This is a genomic window from Kribbella sp. NPDC050241, assembly GCF_044459685.1.
Taxonomy (GTDB): domain Bacteria; phylum Actinomycetota; class Actinomycetes; order Propionibacteriales; family Kribbellaceae; genus Kribbella.
The window spans coordinates 673,340-691,351 of sequence record NZ_JBITJE010000004.1; the positions used below are offsets into that span (position 1 = coordinate 673,340).

20 protein-coding genes are annotated in these 18,012 nt (G+C 68.0%); 11 read left to right on the forward strand and 9 right to left on the reverse strand.

Annotated elements, in window-relative coordinates; all coding sequences use genetic code 11:
• Nucleotides 1-56: 56 nt before the first annotated feature.
• The 3 genes from ACIBG5_RS23340 to ACIBG5_RS23350 are packed head-to-tail and all read left to right on the forward strand — an operon-like array spanning nt 57 to nt 1,538.
• Complete coding sequence (locus tag ACIBG5_RS23340) at nt 57-623, forward strand: hypothetical protein (RefSeq protein ID WP_396393577.1); 567 nt, start codon at nt 57-59, stop codon at nt 621-623.
• Nucleotides 620-1,102, forward strand: a complete 483-nt coding sequence (locus ACIBG5_RS23345) for an RDD family protein (RefSeq protein ID WP_396393578.1) — start codon at nt 620-622, stop codon at nt 1,100-1,102. Before ACIBG5_RS23340 ends, ACIBG5_RS23345 begins: the two co-directional genes overlap by 4 nt.
• 10 nt (nt 1,103-1,112) lie before the next feature.
• Nucleotides 1,113-1,538 carry a hypothetical protein gene (locus tag ACIBG5_RS23350; protein ID WP_396393579.1) on the forward strand — a complete coding sequence of 142 codons (426 nt, stop codon included), beginning with the start codon at nt 1,113-1,115 and terminating at the stop codon, nt 1,536-1,538.
• 8 nt (nt 1,539-1,546) lie between these two features.
• Here ACIBG5_RS23350 and ACIBG5_RS23355 read toward each other — a convergent pair whose 3' ends face one another.
• Nucleotides 1,547-4,012 carry a LuxR C-terminal-related transcriptional regulator gene (locus ACIBG5_RS23355; RefSeq protein WP_396393580.1) on the reverse strand — a complete coding sequence of 822 codons (2,466 nt, stop codon included), beginning with the start codon at nt 4,010-4,012 and terminating at the stop codon, nt 1,547-1,549.
• 412 nt (nt 4,013-4,424) lie between these two features.
• Here ACIBG5_RS23355 and ACIBG5_RS23360 point away from each other — a divergent pair, with 412 nt between their 5' ends.
• The 5 genes from ACIBG5_RS23360 to ACIBG5_RS23380 all read left to right on the forward strand — a co-directional run bounded on the left by ACIBG5_RS23360 (nt 4,425) and on the right by ACIBG5_RS23380 (nt 7,331).
• A complete protein-coding gene (locus ACIBG5_RS23360) occupies nt 4,425-4,691 on the forward strand; it encodes a hypothetical protein (RefSeq protein WP_360455935.1) in 267 nt (88 codons plus the stop codon).
• Nucleotides 4,678-4,917, forward strand: a complete 240-nt coding sequence (locus tag ACIBG5_RS23365) for a hypothetical protein (protein ID WP_396393581.1) — start codon at nt 4,678-4,680, stop codon at nt 4,915-4,917. Before ACIBG5_RS23360 ends, ACIBG5_RS23365 begins: the two co-directional genes overlap by 14 nt.
• Nucleotides 4,918-4,999: 82 nt before the next feature.
• Nucleotides 5,000-5,446: a DUF6325 family protein gene (locus ACIBG5_RS23370; RefSeq protein ID WP_396393582.1), complete on the forward strand. Its 447-nt coding sequence runs from the start codon at nt 5,000-5,002 to the stop codon at nt 5,444-5,446.
• Nucleotides 5,447-5,456: 10 nt separating this feature from the next.
• Nucleotides 5,457-5,744, forward strand: a complete 288-nt coding sequence (locus tag ACIBG5_RS23375) for an SHOCT domain-containing protein (RefSeq protein WP_396393583.1) — start codon at nt 5,457-5,459, stop codon at nt 5,742-5,744.
• Nucleotides 5,745-5,753: 9 nt separating this feature from the next.
• On the forward strand, nt 5,754-7,331 hold the full coding sequence (locus tag ACIBG5_RS23380) for an MFS transporter (protein ID WP_396393584.1): 1,578 nt from the start codon (nt 5,754-5,756) through the stop codon (nt 7,329-7,331).
• On the opposite strand, the gene ACIBG5_RS23385 is transcribed toward ACIBG5_RS23380, so the two are convergent.
• The gene (locus ACIBG5_RS23385; protein WP_396393585.1) at nt 7,312-7,851 is read right to left on the reverse strand and encodes a potassium channel family protein; all 540 of its coding nucleotides are present in this window, start codon (nt 7,849-7,851) and stop codon (nt 7,312-7,314) included. The genes ACIBG5_RS23380 and ACIBG5_RS23385 overlap by 20 nt on opposite strands.
• Nucleotides 7,852-7,992: 141 nt before the next feature.
• Here ACIBG5_RS23385 and ACIBG5_RS23390 point away from each other — a divergent pair, with 141 nt between their 5' ends.
• Both ACIBG5_RS23390 and ACIBG5_RS23395 read left to right on the forward strand, forming a co-directional pair.
• Nucleotides 7,993-9,486 carry a DUF2252 domain-containing protein gene (locus ACIBG5_RS23390; RefSeq protein ID WP_396393586.1) on the forward strand — a complete coding sequence of 498 codons (1,494 nt, stop codon included), beginning with the start codon at nt 7,993-7,995 and terminating at the stop codon, nt 9,484-9,486.
• A gap of 16 nt (nt 9,487-9,502) precedes the next feature.
• A complete protein-coding gene (locus ACIBG5_RS23395) occupies nt 9,503-10,066 on the forward strand; it encodes an HdeD family acid-resistance protein (protein ID WP_396393587.1) in 564 nt (187 codons plus the stop codon).
• A 14-nt stretch (nt 10,067-10,080) separates the two neighbouring features.
• Here the strand turns inward: ACIBG5_RS23395 and ACIBG5_RS23400 are convergent, their stop codons facing one another.
• Genes ACIBG5_RS23400 through ACIBG5_RS23420 form a run of 5 tightly spaced genes read right to left on the reverse strand, consistent with a single transcriptional unit; the run spans nt 10,081 to nt 15,082 of the window.
• A complete protein-coding gene (locus tag ACIBG5_RS23400) occupies nt 10,081-11,157 on the reverse strand; it encodes a sulfite oxidase (RefSeq protein ID WP_396393588.1) in 1,077 nt (358 codons plus the stop codon).
• A 26-nt stretch (nt 11,158-11,183) separates the two neighbouring features.
• Entirely contained in the window at nt 11,184-12,047 is an 864-nt protein-coding gene (locus ACIBG5_RS23405; protein WP_396393589.1) for an enoyl-CoA hydratase/isomerase family protein, read from the reverse strand.
• Complete coding sequence (locus ACIBG5_RS23410; RefSeq protein WP_396393590.1) at nt 12,044-13,384, reverse strand: Dyp-type peroxidase; 1,341 nt, start codon at nt 13,382-13,384, stop codon at nt 12,044-12,046. Before ACIBG5_RS23410 ends, ACIBG5_RS23405 begins: the two co-directional genes overlap by 4 nt.
• A 6-nt stretch (nt 13,385-13,390) precedes the next feature.
• Nucleotides 13,391-14,521 carry a DUF4331 family protein gene (locus ACIBG5_RS23415; protein ID WP_396393591.1) on the reverse strand — a complete coding sequence of 377 codons (1,131 nt, stop codon included), beginning with the start codon at nt 14,519-14,521 and terminating at the stop codon, nt 13,391-13,393.
• A gap of 24 nt (nt 14,522-14,545) precedes the next feature.
• A complete protein-coding gene (locus tag ACIBG5_RS23420) occupies nt 14,546-15,082 on the reverse strand; it encodes a hypothetical protein (protein WP_396393592.1) in 537 nt (178 codons plus the stop codon).
• Between the two features lie 150 nt (nt 15,083-15,232).
• Here ACIBG5_RS23420 and ACIBG5_RS23425 point away from each other — a divergent pair, with 150 nt between their 5' ends.
• The gene (locus ACIBG5_RS23425) at nt 15,233-15,460 is read left to right on the forward strand and encodes a hypothetical protein (RefSeq protein ID WP_360455974.1); all 228 of its coding nucleotides are present in this window, start codon (nt 15,233-15,235) and stop codon (nt 15,458-15,460) included.
• Between the two features lie 128 nt (nt 15,461-15,588).
• Here the strand turns inward: ACIBG5_RS23425 and ACIBG5_RS23430 are convergent, their stop codons facing one another.
• Together ACIBG5_RS23430 and ACIBG5_RS23435 are read right to left on the reverse strand one after the other, a co-directional pair.
• Nucleotides 15,589-15,810 carry a hypothetical protein gene (locus ACIBG5_RS23430; RefSeq protein ID WP_360455977.1) on the reverse strand — a complete coding sequence of 74 codons (222 nt, stop codon included), beginning with the start codon at nt 15,808-15,810 and terminating at the stop codon, nt 15,589-15,591.
• Between the two features lie 13 nt (nt 15,811-15,823).
• Nucleotides 15,824-17,194, reverse strand: a complete 1,371-nt coding sequence (locus ACIBG5_RS23435) for a S8 family peptidase (protein ID WP_396393593.1) — start codon at nt 17,192-17,194, stop codon at nt 15,824-15,826.
• Nucleotides 17,195-18,012: the final 818 nt, after the last annotated feature.

Consider the following 18,012-nt stretch of genomic DNA (forward strand, 5'->3'; position numbering starts at 1 on the left):
TGGTCTCCCCCACCATGGATGAGGCGGGGCCCGGCGGGCGGACGCAGCATGGTCGCGTGGGTACTTCAGAGCAGTCCGAGAACCCGCCTGACGCGCCGCCGGCGAGCCGGGACGCGATCCCCGTGCTCGACGCGGCAGTCGGGGCCTCAGTGCTGGCAGCGGCCGCCGCGCAGACGGTAGGACGCCGGCTCGGGGGAGCTCTCAGCCCGGTCAGGCGCCGGGTCGGAGGGGTTCTCAACCCGGTCGCCGTCGTGATCCTGCGGCCGCCGATGCTGGCGGAGCGTTACCAGGCCGCCACGTGGCTGGCAGCCCTGGCCGAGCGTGGTGGCCAAGGACGTGCGGAGGCGGAGCGTCAACTGTCGGTCATGCTGGACCGGTTGGTTCCCGCGGTGGCGGCAGAGGTGCTGAAGCGACTCGACATGGCCGGGATGGCGGAAGGTGTCATCGCGGAGGTCGACCTCGCCGAGATGATCCGGCAGTCCACCGGATCTGTGGCTTCCGACACCGTGCGCGGCGTACGCATGCAGGGCATCTCCGGCGACGAGGCCGTGGGTCGGGTGGTCGCCCGGCTGAGGTTGCGGCGTGGCCGGACAGAATCTGAGATGACGCCCACGCAACCATGAGAACGGACGAGCCCGTGTCGATCGTCCCGCGGGAGGCCCAGCCGTACCAGGGACGACGAGCGGGCCTCGTCACCCGATCGGTGGCCAGTGTCATCGACGCGGTCGTCGTAGCGGTAGCTGTGCTGGCCGGCTATGTGGGCGTCAACGGGCTGAGGTTCCTGATCCGGCCACGGGATTTCCAGTTCAGTGAGGCATCGCCGCTGCCGAGCGTGGGGACCGCGCTGCTGGTTCTCGTCGTCTACCTGAGCGTCGCCTGGTCGACCACCGGACGGACCTACGGCTGCCACGTGATGGCACTGCGGGTGGTCGACCGTCGCGGCCGACGGGTGCGCCCGCTCGTCGCGCTGCTGCGGGCTGTCTTCGCGGCCGTGTTCCCGCTCGGACTGCTGTTGTGCGCCGGTGGCCACCAGCACTCGGTGCAGGACCTCGTCCTGCGTACGTCGGTCATCTACGACTGGCGACCCGGATTGCCACGCTGAGGAGGCCACCATGCCGGACACCGATCGAAGCGCCGCGAAGCCGCGATGGATCTGGGTCGGCCCGATCACGTTCGCCGGCGTGATGATGATCATTCTCGGCCTCTCGCACGGCTTCCAGGGGTTCGTCGCCCTGTTCAACGAGGGGTACTACGTGGTCGAGAAGAACGGTCTCGCCATCCACATGGGCTACACCGGTTGGGTCTGGACGCACCTGATCGTCGGCACCGTCGTCTTCGTGGCCGGATTCTGTGTCCTCGTGGGTCAGGTGTGGGCCAGGGTCGTCGGCGTGATCCTCGCCGTCCTGAGCATTCTGGTGAACGTGGCGTTCCTCGCCGCGGCTCCGGGCTGGAGCACGATCATGATCGCCGTGGACATCCTGGTGATCTGGGCACTGACCTTCCACGGTCGTGAGGTGCGGCCCAGGCATGGCGCCTGAATGAGTACCTAAGCCTCTGGGCGTGAGGGCAGCAGTCCCAGCTCCCACGCCCGCCGTACGGCCTCGTTGCGGCGCGAGGCGCTCAGCTTGCGAAGAATGCTCCGGACATGGCTGCGCACCGTGTTGACGGAGACGTACATGGTGCTGGCGATCTCTTCGGTGGTCAGCAACTCGGCGAGGTACTCGAGTACCTCGTGCTCCTTGCTGGTCAATGCGGCGGTGACCACCAGCTCGGGCCGGGCCACTGCCCAGCGATCGGCGGTGCGGTCGCGACCGCGAAGGCTCGGCGCGCGGAGCCACGGGTGGTGTCTCATCAGCTCACCGGACGGCTGCAGCAGCTTTCGCACCGCCGGCGGCGCCTCCGCGAACGGACGGCGGAGCTGCTCGGGGGCGGCCAGTCTGAGGGCCCGCTCCAGGCAGATCCCACTTCGACCGGTGTCTCCGGTCCTGATCGACTCCGCGGCCTGGACCAGCCAGCCGTCCACCTGGGTGTCGAGTGCGACGACGCGATCCGTGGCCGGGAGTGGCTGAGCGGGCGGGCGCTCGCCGGCCTCGGTGGCTGCTCGCTGCAGCACCAGACGCGAGCCGAGGTGGTCGCGACCCGCCGACTGCTCGATCGCCGTCACGGCCTCTCGTGGCTGGTGTTGTGCCACGAGCATCTTCGCCTCGTCGATGGTCAGCGCCTGGCCGAGCCAGCCACCCTGCACGCCGTAGCTGCGGCGCGCCGCTCGGAGTTCCGCAGCGGCGAGATCGATGTCGCCGCTTGCCCGCAGCAGCCTGGCCCGAACCAGAGCGAGTGCGGCAGCGAGAACTCGCGCGTCGTGGGTGGGCGCGGCCTCGGCAGCGCGCTGCACCATTTCTTCGGCGCTGGGCAGATCGCCCCGGTCGGTGTACACCCAGGCCCCGGCCACGATTGCGGACTGCGACAGTTGCGCCCCCGACTCCGCCAGCGCGGTCGCGTGCGCGACGACCTCCCCGGCGCGCCGCAGATGTCCCCAGGCCGCTTCCACCAGCGCGGCCATGCCGAGGAAGTCGACGAGGGCCTCGTGGGCACCGCTGTCCTCCGCGAGCGCGATGCCTTCGGTGAAGGCCGCGAGGGCTGCCGGAAAGTCTCCGTGCTGGAGCAGCACCCTGCCCTTGCAGTCGGCGATGAGCAGCCTCGCTTCTGGATGCGCGATAGCTGACTCCGGCGATGCCGCTCGCAGGTCGGCCTCCGCGGTCAGGACCGCGACCAGCCCGCCCTCGGGATTCTCGCTGAGGCTCGCACAGACCGCTTGCAGCATGGTGATGGCCAACTCGGCAGCCTGTCGTCGAGCCGACAGCTGAAGGTCCAGCCGGACCGTGGCCCTGCCGAGTTCCGCCGTACAGCGGTCGACATCGAACGCGGCCAGCGCGCGGGCGGCTCTGATGATCGCGGCCTCGGTACCGTCCAGGTCGTCGGGAATTCCGGCGAACAACGTTGTCAGCTGCCGACGCCGGCGCCCGACGAGGAGGCCGGCGACGTCGAGATCCTCCACCAGGTACCGGGCTGCGCGCTGCCACTCACCCGCCGCGACGGCATGGTGGATCGCCTCGAGCGGCTGATGGTTCCCGGCGAACCAGGCAGCCGCAGCGCGGTACAGTGCCGAGACGTCGGTAGGCCGCTCGTACAGCAGTTGGGCGCGAAGGAACTCGCGAAACAGCGGCTGGTAGGTGTAGCTGTCCGCTGTCCCCGGAACAGGCCGGATGAACGAGTTGCCGTGGGAAAGGAACTGCAACGACCGAAGGTCACAGGCCTGCCCGGTCAGCGCCTCGGCCAGCGCCGGCCGGACCTCGTCGACGATGCTGGTGGAGAGCAGGAACTGGCGCAGCTCCGGCGGCTGAGCGTCGAGGACCTCGGTCATCAGGTACGCCGCCAGGTTTCCGGAGTCACCGCGGAACTCCCGGATGACCCGCTCCGCGTCGGCCTTCCCGGCCAGGTTCATGGCCGCGAACATCAGGCCGGCGGGCCAGCCGTCGGTCCGGGCCTGGAGTTCGGCGACTTCCGAGGCAGTCAGTTCGAGCTTGTGCGCGCGCATCAGCGCTGCGGTCTCGTCCGTCGTGAAGGCCAGGTCGGTAGCCCGGATCTCGGCGATGGTGCCCGCCAGCCGGTAGAGGTGCAGGGGGACGGGCGGGTCGGACCGCGTCACCAGCACGACTCGGACGCGTCCGGCATTGCCGCGGATGAGGCGATGGAGGCTCCGTCCGAACTTGGGCGTCACCGTGAGGTCGCCGCAGTCCACCACGAGCACCAGTACGTCGTGATCGCGGCCCTGCAGACCTTCGCGCACGGACTCCACCATGGCCGGGGCATCTTCGCTGCCGGCGTCCAAGGCGATTCGCTTGACGACGGCCGGACCCTGGTAAAGCGCTGCCCACGACTCCAGCAGGATGGTCTTGCCGAAGCCTGCCGGCGCACTGATCAAGGTGAGCGGCAGCTGAACCCCCAGACTCACGCGATCGACAAGACGCGGCCGCGGCACTGTCCCCGGTGGAATCGCCGAGATCGCGGGTCTGGACCTCAGGCGACTGTCGAATGGTGCGTCGGGTGAAGTACTTCGTCGGTTGTCCGCCCCTGCGTGCTGATTGCTCGGCATGGTCCCCCTCCTGGCGCGTGCGGCATCACTCAACGCTGGGGAGGCGGTGCGCTGCGAGTCGCACCCTTTGACGAAATCACGGAATGCCTTGTAAAACCAGCGTTTCTCGTCCGATTGCCGGACAATTCGACACCTAGTGGTCTCTCCTTGAGACGCGGTGGAAGGTGGCGCTCGGGGCCGAACGCGGCCAGTTCACCCCACAGGGATGAAGCCGCGGTACCTGACCCCTGCGAGCGTCGAACGCACACGTTGGGAACGGAGTGTGGGTTCGATGGTCGACGCGACATACGAGATCCGCGTGGCGGGCGCCGTACCCGAACAGGATCTTCGCGACATGGGTGCGGAGACACTTGCCGTCGACCAGGCCAGCACCGTCGTCTACAGCATCCCCGACCAGTCGGCGCTCTACGGCCTGCTGGCCAGACTTCGGGCCCTGGGCATCGAGGTGGTCGAGGTTCGCCGGATCCTGGACCCGGCGTCGGCATCGACGGAGTGGACCGAGATCGATCCGGGAAGGGGAGACGATGACAGCACCTGAGTTCCGCCCGTCGTACCAAGTCGCCGTTCAGGGGGAGCTGAAGCCGGCCGTTCTTGTCTTCTGCGCGGGCCGGCAGGCTCATCACCAGACGTCCGGGGTCTTTCGGTTGCGGGTCAACGACGAGCAGGGAATCGCCGATCTGGTCGCGATGCTCGAGACCGCGGGCCTGACGATCCTGAGTATCCGGCAGGTCAGTCCGCCGGCCGCTGCGAGCGTGTCCGCCTGAGTTCATCCCGCGCGGGTGATGCCCTGCCGACAGCCGCGCGACAGTGTGGCGACGAACAATCCGTGTGGAGGGATGCAGAGTCATGCCAGATACAGAGGTTCATGGACCCATCGATTACGTACTCCTCGAGTTCACGGGCAACCGGCTGACCGGTAGAGCGGCCGAGGAACTGGTGAACCTCGTCGAGCGCGGCATCGTCCACGTGTACGACGTCATGCTGGTCGGCAAGGACGCCGACGGCTCCACCTACATGGTTGATCTGGCCGAGTCGTCAGGTCAGGCCGGCAGCTTCGCCGACCTCAGTGGTGTCCGGTCGGGAATCCTCGCCGAAGACGACCTCCTCGAGGTGGCCGGTGCGATGCAGCCCGGCACCTTGGCGGCGCTGATCGTCTACGAGAACACCTGGGCGATCCCGTTCGTCGCGGCGGCGCTGGAGTCCGGCGGACAGCTGATCGCCGGCGGGCGGATTCCGGCCGAGGACGTGATGGAAGCGCTCGACGCCCTGGAAGCCCTGGAACCGACGAGTTGAGGAGCCCGACATGCCACTGTTGCGAGGATTAGCCAGGACCGCGGCTGTCGCGGGCACCGCGTCGGTTGTCGCGGGCCGGGTCCGGCACCACCAAGACCAGAAGTTCGCCCAGCAGGACGCCGAGGCGGCACAGGCCGAACCCGAACCCGCGCCGGCCGCACCCGCGCCGGCCGCACCGGCGCCGGATGCCACAGCGGACCGTTTGGACCAGCTCAAGACCTTGGGCGAGCTGAAGCAGTCGGGTGTTCTCACCGAGGCAGAGTTCGAGGCACAGAAGGCCAAGATTCTCGCCGGCTGAGCCGTTGTCATGACTGAGGAGACCAGGAGCGTTCCGGCGGGGACGGCGGCCAACCCACGGCTTGCCGTCCTCCTGGCGATGGCGATGTTCGTGCTCGTCGTCGACACCTCGCTGATGAACGTGTCCATCTCCTCGGTGGTCAAGGATCTCGACACGACGGTGAGTGGCGTCCAGTCCGCGATCGCGCTCGAGGCGCTGGTGTCCGCGGCCTTCATCCTGATCGGAAGCAAGGTCGGCGACCTGATCGGGCGCAAGCGCGCCTACCTGCTGGGTCTGCTCGGCTACGCGGTCGGTGCCCTGGCGATGACCTTGGCTCAGAGCCTGACCGCGATCATCGTGTTCTGGGCCGTGGTGGGTGGCCTCGGGGCGTCGCTCCTGCTGCCCGCCATGCAGTCACTGATCCATGGCAACTTCGAAGGCAAGGCGCAGGTGAAGGCCTACGCCATGGTCGGAGCCGCCGCTGCGTTGGCTGCCGCGGTCGGACCGCTGCTCGGAGGCTTCATCACCACGTACGGGTCCTGGCGGATAGCCTTCCTGCTCGAGGTCGTGGTGATCGCAGTCGTGGTCTCAGGCCAACGTCTCGTTCACGACGTGCCGTACACGGGATCCCGGCGAGTGGACGTGGTCGGCGCCGTCCTGTCAGTGCTGGGCATGGGCGGCATCGTGCTGGGCATCCTGGTGTGGCAGGAGGGCGGGGAGTTCGTCGGCCTGATCATCGCCACGGGCGCCGTCGCTCTTTCGGCGTTCATCTACTGGCTGGTGCGACGCAAGCGACAGGGCAAGCCGACACTCCTGGACCCGGCCCTGTTCAGCTCCGCTGTCTACCGACTCGGCATCTCCGGGCAGATGCTCCAGCAGATCGCTCTGGGCGGCACCATGATCGTGCTGCCGATCTATCTGCAGATGGTCCTCGAGTACAACGCGATGGAGGCGGGACTGTCCCTCGCGCCGCTGTCGCTCAGCATGTTCGGGATGGCGATCCTCGCCGAGAAGAAGGCGGCCGGGCGAAGCCCGACCAGCATCATCAGGTGGGGATACGTGTTCTTGACCGCAGGCCTGCTGATGCTGATCCCGATCGTTCCCCGGGCCGACTCCGGCTGGATCCTCATCGGACCCCTGATCGTCGCCGGCCTGGGCCTGGGTCTGCTGGTGTCGCAGCTCAACAACTACACGCTGGGGCCGATCTCTGAGGAACGGGTCAGCGAGGCGGCCGGCGTCAACTCGGCAGCCGGATCGTTCGGACTGTCCTTCGGGCTGGCGTTCGCCGGTGCGATCATGCTGGCCACGCTGTCCTTCACCTTCACGGCGCTGTCGGACTCGAGCACCGTCCTTCCGCCGGCGGAGAAGGCGCAGGTCGCCCAGACGCTGGAAACCGATGCCGAGGTGATGAGCAACACCGCGCTCGACGAGCTGCTCGTCAAGCAACCGCAGGACGTTCGGGACGAGATCATCCGCATCAATACCGAAGCACGGCCGATCGCCCTTCAGGTGGCGCTCGGGATTCCGATTCTCGCCGGCCTTGCCGGGCTGGTGGTCTCCTTCCGGATGATCCGGCTGAAGGATCCGCTCAGTCCTCCCGATGACTGAGATTTTGCTGGACAGCACCGAAGAGCATGCGAGCGACAAGACCGACGATGACGAGATCACCGATCATCTGCACGGTGACGATCGCGCGGGCCGACGATGACACAGCCACGATGTCGCCGAAGCCGACGGTCGCGAAGACGGTCACCGTGAAGTACGCAGAACCGAGCCGGTTCAACGGAGCGTTGAAGTTCGCGGGCTCGGCCCGTGCCATCAGGAAATACGTGGTCGCGAAAACCGCGAGGAACAAGGGCACCGACGTCGCCAGGGATCCGATCGCTCTGACGCGCGGGTAGGGCGAGCGGGCGATCTCGCGGATCTGCCAGGCGAGCAGGATCGACACGACGGCAAGGCCGCCGACCAGGCCGACCACGGCGACCGTGCCGTCCAGGCGCATCGGCAGGAGGAAATAGCCGGCGACGATGAACAAGGACACCAGCAAGGAACGCAGCAACGACGCCACGGCGAGGCGGCGGCGGGACCGCGCCGGGAGCTGGGCGTAGCCGACCTTGGTACCTCTCACAGCCTCAGTGAAGCCCGAACCGAGGGCGGGCGGTTCATCCGGCGCGGGTGATGCTGGCCAAGCAACCCCGGTGTTGGCTGGGTCCCTAGCTGATCTGAGTCTGACGCCCTGGCTCGACCATGTCCGGAGGGAACGAGCAGCATGAGTGCACGGACCACGATGGTGAGGGTAGGGCGAGCCGTACCCACAGCGAGATCAGCCCGCGCCAACGGTGGACTGGCACCCGCCGTCCGTCGTCTCGCTCCGTCCGACCATGCCCGCCTGGGACTCGCAGCGCGGGCAGCGCTTCCGCCGCGCGAGCAGGGACAGCTGGTACTTCCCTCGAACCGTCCGGATCCGGTCGCACTGCTCGAGGCGCAGGCCCGGTCCCGCATCGCCGAACTCGTGCCGGTGCGGCACGGCCGGATGATGGTGTCGCCCTTCACCTTCTTCCGGGGCAACGCCCTCGGGATGGCCGCCGACCTCGGCGCGGCGCCGGTGTCGGGCCTCACCGCACAGCTGTGCGGTGACGCCCACCTGTCGAACTTCGGGGTGTTCGGATCTCCCGAACGACGCCTGCTCTTCGACCTCAACGACTTCGACGAGACCATCGCCGGTCCGTGGGAGTGGGACGTCAAACGTCTCGCCGCGAGCCTGTCGGTGGCCGGCCGGAGCAACGGGTTCTCGCGGAAGGAGCGCCGCAAGTGCGTCCTGGAGACCGTCCGGCGCTATCGCGATGCCAGTGCCGACTTCGCGACCATGCGAAATCTCGACGTCTGGTACGCCCGTGCCGACATCGACGAGGTCGAGGAGGCCCTGCGCAGCAAGATGAGCGCGAGCCGGCGCAGGAATGTCGACCAGACCCTGCTGAAGGCACGCGGCAGCGGGAGCCTCAAGGCCTTTGCCAAGCTCACCGAGATGACCGATGACGGCGTCCGGATCAAGGCCGACCCACCGTTGGTCGTGCCGATCGCCGATCTTCTGCCCGACGCCGGCAGGGAAGAGCTCGAGGCCGGGATCAAGGAGCTGCTGACCCTCTACCGCCGGTCGTTGCCGCCGGAGCGGCGGGACCTGTTCGACCAGTTCGAGTTCGTCGACATGGCCCGCACAGTGGTTGGGGTGGGCAGCGTCGGCACGCGGTGCTGGATCGTGCTGCTGCGCGGTAGGGACGACGGAGATCCACTTTTCCTGCAGGTCAAGGAGGCCGTGCCCTCGGTGCTCAAGACGATGGTGCCCACGGTGCTCAGGCAGCGGTCCGCGCCCCGCAACGAGGGCGAGCGCGTGGTGCTGGGGCAACGGCTCATGCAGGCAGCCAGTGACGTCTTCCTCGGCTGGCAGCGGGTCGATGGCATCGACGGACAGACCCGCGACTTCTACGTCCGGCAGTTGCGGGACATGAAGGGTTCAGCCGTGGTGGAGAAGATGGATCCGCGCGGCATGACGATGTACGGCCAGCTGTGCGGCTGGACGCTGGCCAGGGCCCATGCGCGATCCGGTGACCGGATCGCGCTGGCGACGTACCTGAACAGCGACGACGCCTTCCCCGAGGCGATGGTCGAGTACGCCGAGGCGTACGCCGACCAGAACGAGCGTGACTACCAGGTGTTCATGGACGCCATCAAGAGCGGCCGCCTGCAGGCGGAGAGCGGCCTGTAGGCCGGGAGGTCTGGAGATGGATCGGGAGCTGTTCACGTCGAGCTGGAAGATCATGGTGGCCCGCGGAGTCGTCGGCATAGTGTTCGGGATCCTGGTGATCGTCTGGCCGATCGAGACCGGTCTCGCCCTGATGGTGCTGTTCGGATTCTGGGCGTTGCTGGAGGGCATCAGCTTGCTGGTGCAGGTGTTTCGGCCCAGCACGGAGGGGAGTCGGCTGGGGCGTGCGCTGCTGGGTGTGATCGCGCTGGTCGTGGCGTTCTTCGCGATCTTCAGTCCGGGCGTGACGGCGCAGACACTGACCTGGATCTTCGGCATCTGGCTGATCGTCCGTGGGTTGTTCGAGGTCTTCACGGCGTTCAGCAGTTACCGGCTCACACCCCGCTGGTTACTCCTCGTAGGTGGCGCGCTGTCGATCCTCCTGGGCGTGTTCTTCGTCGCCAACCCCGGCCGTGGTGCCGTCGGGATCGCGATCTGGCTCGGTCTGATCGCGCTGTGCTGGGGCCTGGTCTTCGTCGTGGCCGGCTTCATGCTCCGCCGCGAGCAGTCCTCACCCGCTCCCGCCAACCCCGCACCCGCCTGAGTCGGCGGCAGCGGTCAGCGGACGTCGACGTACGAGATCTCGATGGCGTTGTTGCCGTAGCCGATCCGGTTCCACGGCGGTACGTCGGGCTGGACGTTGCCGGCCGCGTCCGTGGCGCGCGCCCGCAGGCTGTGCCGTCCGCGCGTCGCCTCCCACGAGTAGCTCCAGTCCTGCCACTCGTACGGCGTCCGCGGCGGCTCGACCACCGCGGGGCTCCATTCGCTCTCACCGGTGAAGCTCAGCCCGACCTCGGTGATCGCACCGTCTCCGGACCACGCCTTGCCGCGGATCGTGTACGTGCCGGCGGGGATGGTGGAGCTCGGCGCCGGGTCCGTGATCCGGGCCCGCACCCGCATGTGGGTGACCGGCTCGAACGGCCGGTCCGGCCACTGGTAGATGTAGTGGCCGGTCTGGAACTCGCCCACGAACGGCTCGGTGAGTACGTCGAGCCGGGTCAGCCACTTCACCGACGCGACCGCGTACCAGTGCGGCACGACCAGCCGGAACGGCGCGCCGTGGTCGGGCCGCAGCGGTTCGCCGTTCATCTCGTAGGCGATGAGGATCTCGGCGGCCGGACCTGCGGCGTACTCCAGCGGCAGCGAGCGGACGAAGGTCAGGTCGTCGACGTCGTCGAGGACCGAGCTGAGGTGGTACTTGCCGTGGTCGGCACCTTCACAGCGGAGCTCGACGCCGTCCGCGCTGGGCCGCGCCTGTGCCAGAACGTCGGCGAGTCGGGCCCCCTTCCAGTAGGCCGTCGATACCGCGTAGCCGCCCCACGGTTCGCCGGTCGGCAACGGCTTGGTGTCGAGGCGGCCGTTGCCGGCGCACTCGAGGGTGACGGCGTGTTCGGCGGCCGGCAACGCCCGCAAGTCGTCGAGTGTGAGCGAGAGGGGAGCGGCGACCGCGCCACCCACGTGCAGGGCCCCGTCGTGCTCCGGCAGCGCGAAGTTGCTGCGGACATAGTGCTCATCGGTCGAGGTGATGTGATCGCGGAGGGCCGCGTGCGGCGCCTCGGCGTTGAACGGCTCCTCCTTGATCATGGCCAGGGCGGCCCGATTCGCGGCGATCGCATCGGTAATGGTGACGGACATGGCATGCGCTCCTCGGTGCTGGCGTGTCAGTAGTCGGGGTCCTGGAAGTGCGGGTCCCGGTTGTCGTTGAAGGCGCCGATTCCCTCGATCCGGTCCGGGTGCACCGCGGAGCGCCAGTGCGCCTCCATCATGATCGAGATCGCCTGCTCGACGGGCTGGCCGGCGCCCAGCTGGACCGCCCGCTTGACCGCTTGTACGGCGGTCGGCGAATTGCTCGCGATCTTCGCGGCGACGCGGTGGGCCGCCGGCATCAGCTCGTCGGCGGGATGGAGCTCGTTGACCATCCCCAGCCGGTACGCCTCCTGGGCGGTGATCGGGTCACCGGTCATCAGCATCTGCAGGGCCTTGCCGGGCGGCAGGACCCGGGGCAGCAGGACCGGTGAGCCGCCGCCGGCCGCGAGCCCGATCATCGCCTCGGGCTGGCCGAAGGTGGCGCTGTCGGAGGCGAGGATGAAGTCGGTGCTCTGCGCGATCTCGGAACCGCCGCCGTAGGCGATCCCGTTGACCGCGGCGAAGATCGGCTTGCGGAGCTGACGCAGCGTGTACAACGTACGGTCGAAGTCCTGCCGCTGGCGCAACCACTGTTGCTTGGACATGCTCTTGCGCTGGCGCAGGTCGCTGCCGACCGAGAAGGCGCGGGTGCCGGCGCCGGTGATGATCGCGACGCGGATCGCCGGCTCCACCGCGATGGTCTCCAGAACCTCGGTGAGCCGGGCGCCCATCTCGGTGGTGATCGCGTTGTCGGCCTGTGGCCGGTTCAGGGTGATGACCGCGACGGCGCCCGCGGACGTGTAGTCGAGCAGCACCGACTCGGCCGGGTCGGCGTCGTCCGGTGCGGGTGGACCGAAATCCAGGTCTTTCCAGCGGTCGGTTCCGGTGGCTTGAGTCATCGGCTCTCCTCGGTCAGGTCGGCCAGCCAGCGCAGCCCGCGGAGGCCAGGGGCGAAGCAGTACTCGCCGCCGCGGGTGACCACGAACTGCGGAATGTCCTGCAGGCGGCGGCGGATCGGATGCCGGGGAACGGTGAAGGTTCCGGTTCCGTCCTGAGGCCCCACGAGAGGGTCGCTTTCCTGCGGGGCGCCGATGAAGATGCCGTCGTTGAGCCACTGCGTCTTGACGAACTCGAACTGCCGCCCCGGGTGCGCACCGGCGAAGACGAAGATGATGCCCCGGTCCGCCCCGTCGTCGTCGAGGACTCCGTCGGGCAGGGCCGTACCGTAGCTGGTGCCGCGGCGGATCATCCGATGCAGCCGTACGTCGACGGTCTGTTCGTCCTCCAGGGAGTCGCGGGGATTGGCACGCCGGGCGTGCGCCCCGGCCGGGCACTTGAACCCGCGCGGATCGTCGCGATAGGCGAAGTCGTTCCTGCGCTTCGGGTCCGCACCGAGCTCCGGATCGTCATGGTCCGGGGACAGCGCGAGCGGCGCTCCGGACTGCCAGCGGCCGACCATCTTCGCCCCGAGCAGCGCCTCTTCCCTCCGGTTCGCGGCGTGTTCGCGCAAGTAGCGGCGGTAAGCGGCGACTCGGGTGTGCAACTTGCGGAACACCACGTAGGTGCCGTTGCGACCGAGTACGTCCGGTGTCGGCATCGGCGGCAGCGCCCCGGTCTCGTCCGGGTAGCCGAGGACGAACTCACCCGCCTTGATCGGCGGCTCGCCCGGATTCGTCGACTGTGTTCCGACGCCCTCCACGGCCGGCTGCCCGATCCCGTCCCGGAAACCGAACGACGTACGGCCGGACGCGAGCTGGTGGCAGTCCTGTCGCCAGATCACGTCGATCCCGGGGAACTCGTCCTGGGCGCGGCGCGCCCGCTCCACCAGCTCGTCGAGACTCGCTTGGTCCGGGGCGAGAGTGGCGAGCGCGATGTGCACGTCAGGGCTGCCCAGCGGTTCTTCCCAGTGGTCGGGGCTGCTCGCACCGACGTCGCCAAGCTCGGCCGCGCGGGCCGCCATGCCCTGCCGGAACTCGGGGGAGAAGCTGTCGAGCGACTGCTGCGGTACGCCGAGTGCCTGCAACCCCTGATAGGTGAAGGCGACCGTCATCCACGCGGACGGGGTGCGGTCCAGGACGGACCGGGCCGATGACAGCAGCGGGATCAGCCGGCGGATCAGGTGACGGCCGTCGTCCGGGTCGTTGACCCGCAGCAGGACGTACGTGCCGACGTACGGCGACGGCCGCTCATGCAATGCGCCGGCTTGGATGTCGTCGAGGTCGAGTACGTCGGTCATGGCCGCCTACACGTGTTCGGGTGGCTGCGGGGGCGTGGGGTTCGCGGGGGAGAGGTACGGGAAGACACTTGACGCCGGCCGCGAAGACCGATCGACGCCGTCCCGGATCACAGGCCCGTTGCCGGCGTTGATCAGCAGGGTGAAGAAGGCGTCCATCACGTCGTCGTTGAGCGCTCGCCCGCCGAAGGTCCGGTGCTCCTGCCCCGCCAGGGCGGCCCGCTCGATCTCCAAGAACGACCCGTGCTCCTGATAGGGCTTGCCGATGTCGAACGCGAGCTGGTCGGCGAGCACCAGCTTGGTCAGTGGGTGGTCGCCGTGTTCGTCGGCCGGCCAGTCGACGGTGCCGTCCAGACCGTCCCAGAAGGCGAGGTTGGCGTTCAGTCGCGCCCGGTAGGCGCCGAGATAGCCGTCGGCCAGGTGGAAGCCGTCTTCCATGTTGTAGAGGTCGCGGATCTCCAGGTCCCGGTTGACCGGGTCGAACTGCTTCGGTCCGAGCAGCAGGTTCTTGACCTCGGGCCGGCCGGTCCGCTCGATCCGGATGGTGAGCCGGCCCCGGGTCAGGGTCTCCGCGACCAGACCGACCAGGCCGTCCGTCCGGCCGAGCAGCTGCGCGCAGTCGAGTTCGACGACGATGCTCAGCACGTTCTTGCCGTCCAGGAAGATCGCCGACGGGTCGGTGAACGCGAGCTCGCCGGTTGCGATCGTCTTCAGCGCCGCCGGGGCGTCGAGGATGAACGGATCCCAGCGGGGGCCGGCGAACGCCCGTACCCCCGCGCCCTTGCCCCCCTCGGGGTCGCCGACTCCGAAGGTCACCTCGTCGCCGGCCGGTGTGCGGCAGAAACCGGACTGCGGGCCTGCCTCGGGGGACTGGTCGGAGAAGACGCAGTCGAAGACCAGTTCCTCGGTGCCCACGGCGAACGGCGCCGATCCGGGCGGTCCGCCGGCCGGCGTGAGCGGCCGAAGCCGGAGCCGGTAGATCAGCCCGTCCGAGAAACGGCCGTCGGGCGGTGCGAACGGCAGGGTGTTGAGAACCAGGACCAGGTTGCCCGGTGTCTCCGGGCTGGGAAACGCGAAGACGTCGGTGATGTCGGCGATGGGCTCGGCCAGCGCACGCGGGCCCGAGATGTGGTCAGACATGCGAGTCTCCTCGACGGTCCACGCTCAGTCCGCCGCCTCGGCGAGCAACGGGGCCAGGGCCGGTGCCTGCAGCAGCTCGGCCGCCTCCGGGTCGTCCAGGACCTCCTGGAACGCCTTGTTCACGCGCTCGGCCTTGCGGATCTCCTTGACCGTTCCGCCGTAGTTGCGTGCGTAGGCGCCAGCGGTGAGCTGCGCCGACATGATGAAGTCCTTGACCGCCTCCAGGTCGGGCAGACCGTCGTACCCCTCCACATGCCGGAAGATGGCGTCGAACAGCTTCAGCGGCTTGGACGCGAAGTCCAGCATGTAGGCGTCCCAGGAGCCGTCGAAGCTGGTGGCGAACAACAGCCGGGTGTCATTGTCGAACGGCACGAAACGCGCCTCGTGGATGGTCCCGATCGGCAGGTCGTAGTCGCCGGGCCGGTAGCCGGGGGATTCCTGCAATGCCTGCAAGGTCTTGCGCAGTGCTTCACCGTGTCCGGGTTTCACGTGGAAGAACAGACTGAACTCACTCGTGGGCCCGACCCGAAGGCCCGGCCGGGACGGTGCTTCGGCTGTCATCGGTGATCACCCTCCTGACGGGAACTGGCCGGGTCAGTCTTGGCGAAGCCGAGCCCGCAAACCTCATCCACGGCGAGTGATTGCCCCGGTGGCGCGGCGAGAACGGGTCTGGGTGTGCGCAAGGGGCCGCGTTGGGCGCATACTGGGGTTGTGGAGCCCTCCCGCGCGACGACGCGTCGTCACTTGTCCACGAGTCCCTTCAAGCCGAAGGTGCCCGAACCGATCAAGACCTTCGAGGTTGGTGATCGGGTGTCCCACGACAAGGAAGGCCTGGGCCGGATCAGTTCGGTCGAAGGGACCTATGCGGTGGTGGTCGACCTCGGCGGCGGCAAGCTGCTGCGCGTCACGTCACCCTTCGCCAAGCTGCACACGCTCTGAAGGCTGTCAGAGCAGGCTGAGTAGGCGCTGATCGCTGCCTGGGCGGGGGACCAGGATGGTGAACTTGACCTCACCGAGGTTCCAGAGTCGCTCGAGCTCCGGCTGCTCCTTGCGGAGCCTGACCGGGTTCAGTACGGCTCCGGCTCCGAGTTCGGGCTCACCTTGAGCACCTCGCTGATCGATTCGTGCAGGGTTCGCGGCAGGTCAGCGGGGCCTTCTGCATAGACGGCCAGCTCGTCGTCGCCCAGTGGAATGGGCTCCTCGTCGCCCAACGACCCAGCCGCGGCGGTGACCGCCGCGGCGAGGGCGTCAAGGTCGAAGTCGGCCGGGACAGTGATGAGCCAACGCACATGGCCTCCAGGGCTAGCGCTTCAGCGCACTGTACGACGCCGCAGCATTCACAATGCCACGCCCGTATCCCGGATCCCAGTCTGTCCCTGAGACGTTGTGGAGTCCTGCGAGCATCGCGTCACGGAGCTGGTCCGGGGTCATCGAAGGGTTCGCCGACAGAAGCATGGCGGCGACCCCGGCCGCGACCGGGGTCGCCGCGGACGTGCCGTTGTCGAACGGGCTGTCCGTCTCGCCACCCGGGCGGCCCGGTCCGAAGTTGCCGAAGAAATGCGAGTACGCGGCGAGATCCGGCTTCTCGGGATGGAACATCCCCGGGCCCTGGGAGGAGTAGCCGATGCGTTCGTGCCGTGTGTTGACTGCTGCGACCGTGATGACTTCCTGGATGCTGTTCGCGGCGTGGATCGACCTGCCTGGGCCGATACCCGATGGTTGGCAGTTGCCGCTCGGGCAATTCTGGCCGCAGTTGCCGGCGGCGAACAAGCAGACCGCACCGGAGGCGACGACCTCGCGTACCTTTCGGGTGAACGGGTGGTTGATGTCGTGGACCTCGTGTTCGGGGAAGCTCGCTATGGGTGGCACGCCGGCGAAGCCGTAGCTGTTGGACGTCAGGTGGGGTGTTCCGTCGATGCGGCGGTGGTCGAGGATCGCCTGGAACATGGCGAGCGCGCCGCCTGAGTTCGCGATGCCCAGGAACGGGTAGTCGTAGAGGCGGGCACTAGGTGCCGCGACGAGGATGTCGGCGGCACACATTGATCCGTGGCTGGTGATCGGTGCGGCGCCAGGCTGCTGCGCGCCGGGACGAGCGAACCCGTCGACGACCGGGTACTGGATGCCGTTGACGCCCTCGTCGACGATCGCGACCGCGATGTTCTGGCCACGGAACCCGTCGTCCCAGGCCCGCCTGACGCCCAGCATCGTCCTGAGCACCTCGAGACTGACGGCCTGCCGGAACGGGCGGCAGTCCAATCCGGCACGGGACCGGGCGAGGTCGAGGACATCGTCGTTCTGGAAGAGTGTCAGCGCAGAGTTCGCCCAGACGGTGACGCCGTCGCGAGCTCGCAAATCGTCCAGCCTGGCCGGGTCGACCTCGGCGGCAACGACGACCGAGGTAGCAGGCAGGTCCGGATTCGTGGACGATGCGGCGAACGCGGAGAAGGCGTCCAGCGAAGTCAGCCCGAGCCCGGGTCCTGGTGCCGGGTCGCTGAACATGGGGATCGACAAGAAGGGCTCGTCGAGCTCCACGCCCATTCCCGCGACTCGATCCATCGACGACGTCATCGTCGGATGCACCGCAAAGGCTGAATCGGCTGATTCCTGGAAGGACTCGAAGCCTCCCGGGACATCCTGGCCGGCCACCTCCAACAGAACCTTGACTTTCGCCATCGTCTGCCACCCCCTGAGACAAGTTGTTCACCGGCCGCCGCGTTGGAAACCGACAGGCGGCGGAACGGTCCCTGGGCCAAGGTTGCGACGATCGACAGGCAAAAGGAAGAGTCAAGTCTGTGTGGACGCGTTCTTCTGGGGCGATTGATTGAAGCAACTGGGTGAATGCCGACGGAAATATCCGTTGAATTGTCATTGACGTACCCGTGGCCCGGTCGCACGCTGGAAGAATTCCGGGGAAGACGGAACGGGACTCACCACGGTCCGGTATTCCCGGGGGGATCATGTACTCGGGGCGGAACCACGGCCGGTCGACCGGCAGCACAACAAATCCTGGCGCTACGGCAGAGCGCCGCACCACCAGGCGATCCCACCGCGCCCACCTCCTGACCAGCGCCTTCGCGGCCCTCGCCATCACCGTCGTCCTCGCCACCGCCGCGGCCGATCCTGACGTGCCGACGCTGACCATCGCACCTCAGGTAGTGAAGCCCGGCGAGTCGGTGACCGTGGAAGGCAGCAATCTCCAGGCCTGCAAGGGCGAGGTGCTGTTGGAGTGGACCGGGCACCCCAACGTGACGGTTGAGCCTCAGAAGCTAGACGAGGGGTCATTCGGCGAGCTGCGGCTCACGATCCCGGACGAGGTTCCTCCTGGGCCGTGGACGTTGCAAGCCACGTGCTCCGAGTCGGTTGTCGCCAGGGACGTCGTGAACCTTGTTTCTCTGGATGTCGACAAGACTTCCGGGGCTCCGGGTGACACTGTGTGGGTTCAGGGCAGGGGCTTTACGTCCTGCGATGTGGTCGAGGTGACCTGGAAGGAC

Coding starts and splice junctions, on each gene's coding strand:
- ACIBG5_RS23345 (WP_396393578.1), top strand. CDS start 620: ATGAGAACGGACGAGCCCGTGTCGATCGTCCCGCGGGAGGCCCAGCCG.
- ACIBG5_RS23350 (WP_396393579.1), top strand. CDS start 1,113: ATGCCGGACACCGATCGAAGCGCCGCGAAGCCGCGATGGATCTGGGTC.
- ACIBG5_RS23360 (WP_360455935.1), top strand. CDS start 4,425: ATGGTCGACGCGACATACGAGATCCGCGTGGCGGGCGCCGTACCCGAA.
- ACIBG5_RS23365 (WP_396393581.1), top strand. CDS start 4,678: ATGACAGCACCTGAGTTCCGCCCGTCGTACCAAGTCGCCGTTCAGGGG.
- ACIBG5_RS23370 (WP_396393582.1), top strand. CDS start 5,000: ATGCCAGATACAGAGGTTCATGGACCCATCGATTACGTACTCCTCGAG.
- ACIBG5_RS23375 (WP_396393583.1), top strand. CDS start 5,457: ATGCCACTGTTGCGAGGATTAGCCAGGACCGCGGCTGTCGCGGGCACC.
- ACIBG5_RS23380 (WP_396393584.1), top strand. CDS start 5,754: ATGACTGAGGAGACCAGGAGCGTTCCGGCGGGGACGGCGGCCAACCCA.
- ACIBG5_RS23390 (WP_396393586.1), top strand. CDS start 7,993: ATGAGTGCACGGACCACGATGGTGAGGGTAGGGCGAGCCGTACCCACA.
- ACIBG5_RS23395 (WP_396393587.1), top strand. CDS start 9,503: ATGGATCGGGAGCTGTTCACGTCGAGCTGGAAGATCATGGTGGCCCGC.
- ACIBG5_RS23400 (WP_396393588.1), bottom strand. CDS start 11,157: ATGTCCGTCACCATTACCGATGCGATCGCCGCGAATCGGGCCGCCCTG.
- ACIBG5_RS23405 (WP_396393589.1), bottom strand. CDS start 12,047: ATGACTCAAGCCACCGGAACCGACCGCTGGAAAGACCTGGATTTCGGT.
- ACIBG5_RS23410 (WP_396393590.1), bottom strand. CDS start 13,384: ATGACCGACGTACTCGACCTCGACGACATCCAAGCCGGCGCATTGCAT.
- ACIBG5_RS23415 (WP_396393591.1), bottom strand. CDS start 14,521: ATGTCTGACCACATCTCGGGCCCGCGTGCGCTGGCCGAGCCCATCGCC.
- ACIBG5_RS23420 (WP_396393592.1), bottom strand. CDS start 15,082: ATGACAGCCGAAGCACCGTCCCGGCCGGGCCTTCGGGTCGGGCCCACG.
- ACIBG5_RS23435 (WP_396393593.1), bottom strand. CDS start 17,194: ATGGCGAAAGTCAAGGTTCTGTTGGAGGTGGCCGGCCAGGATGTCCCG.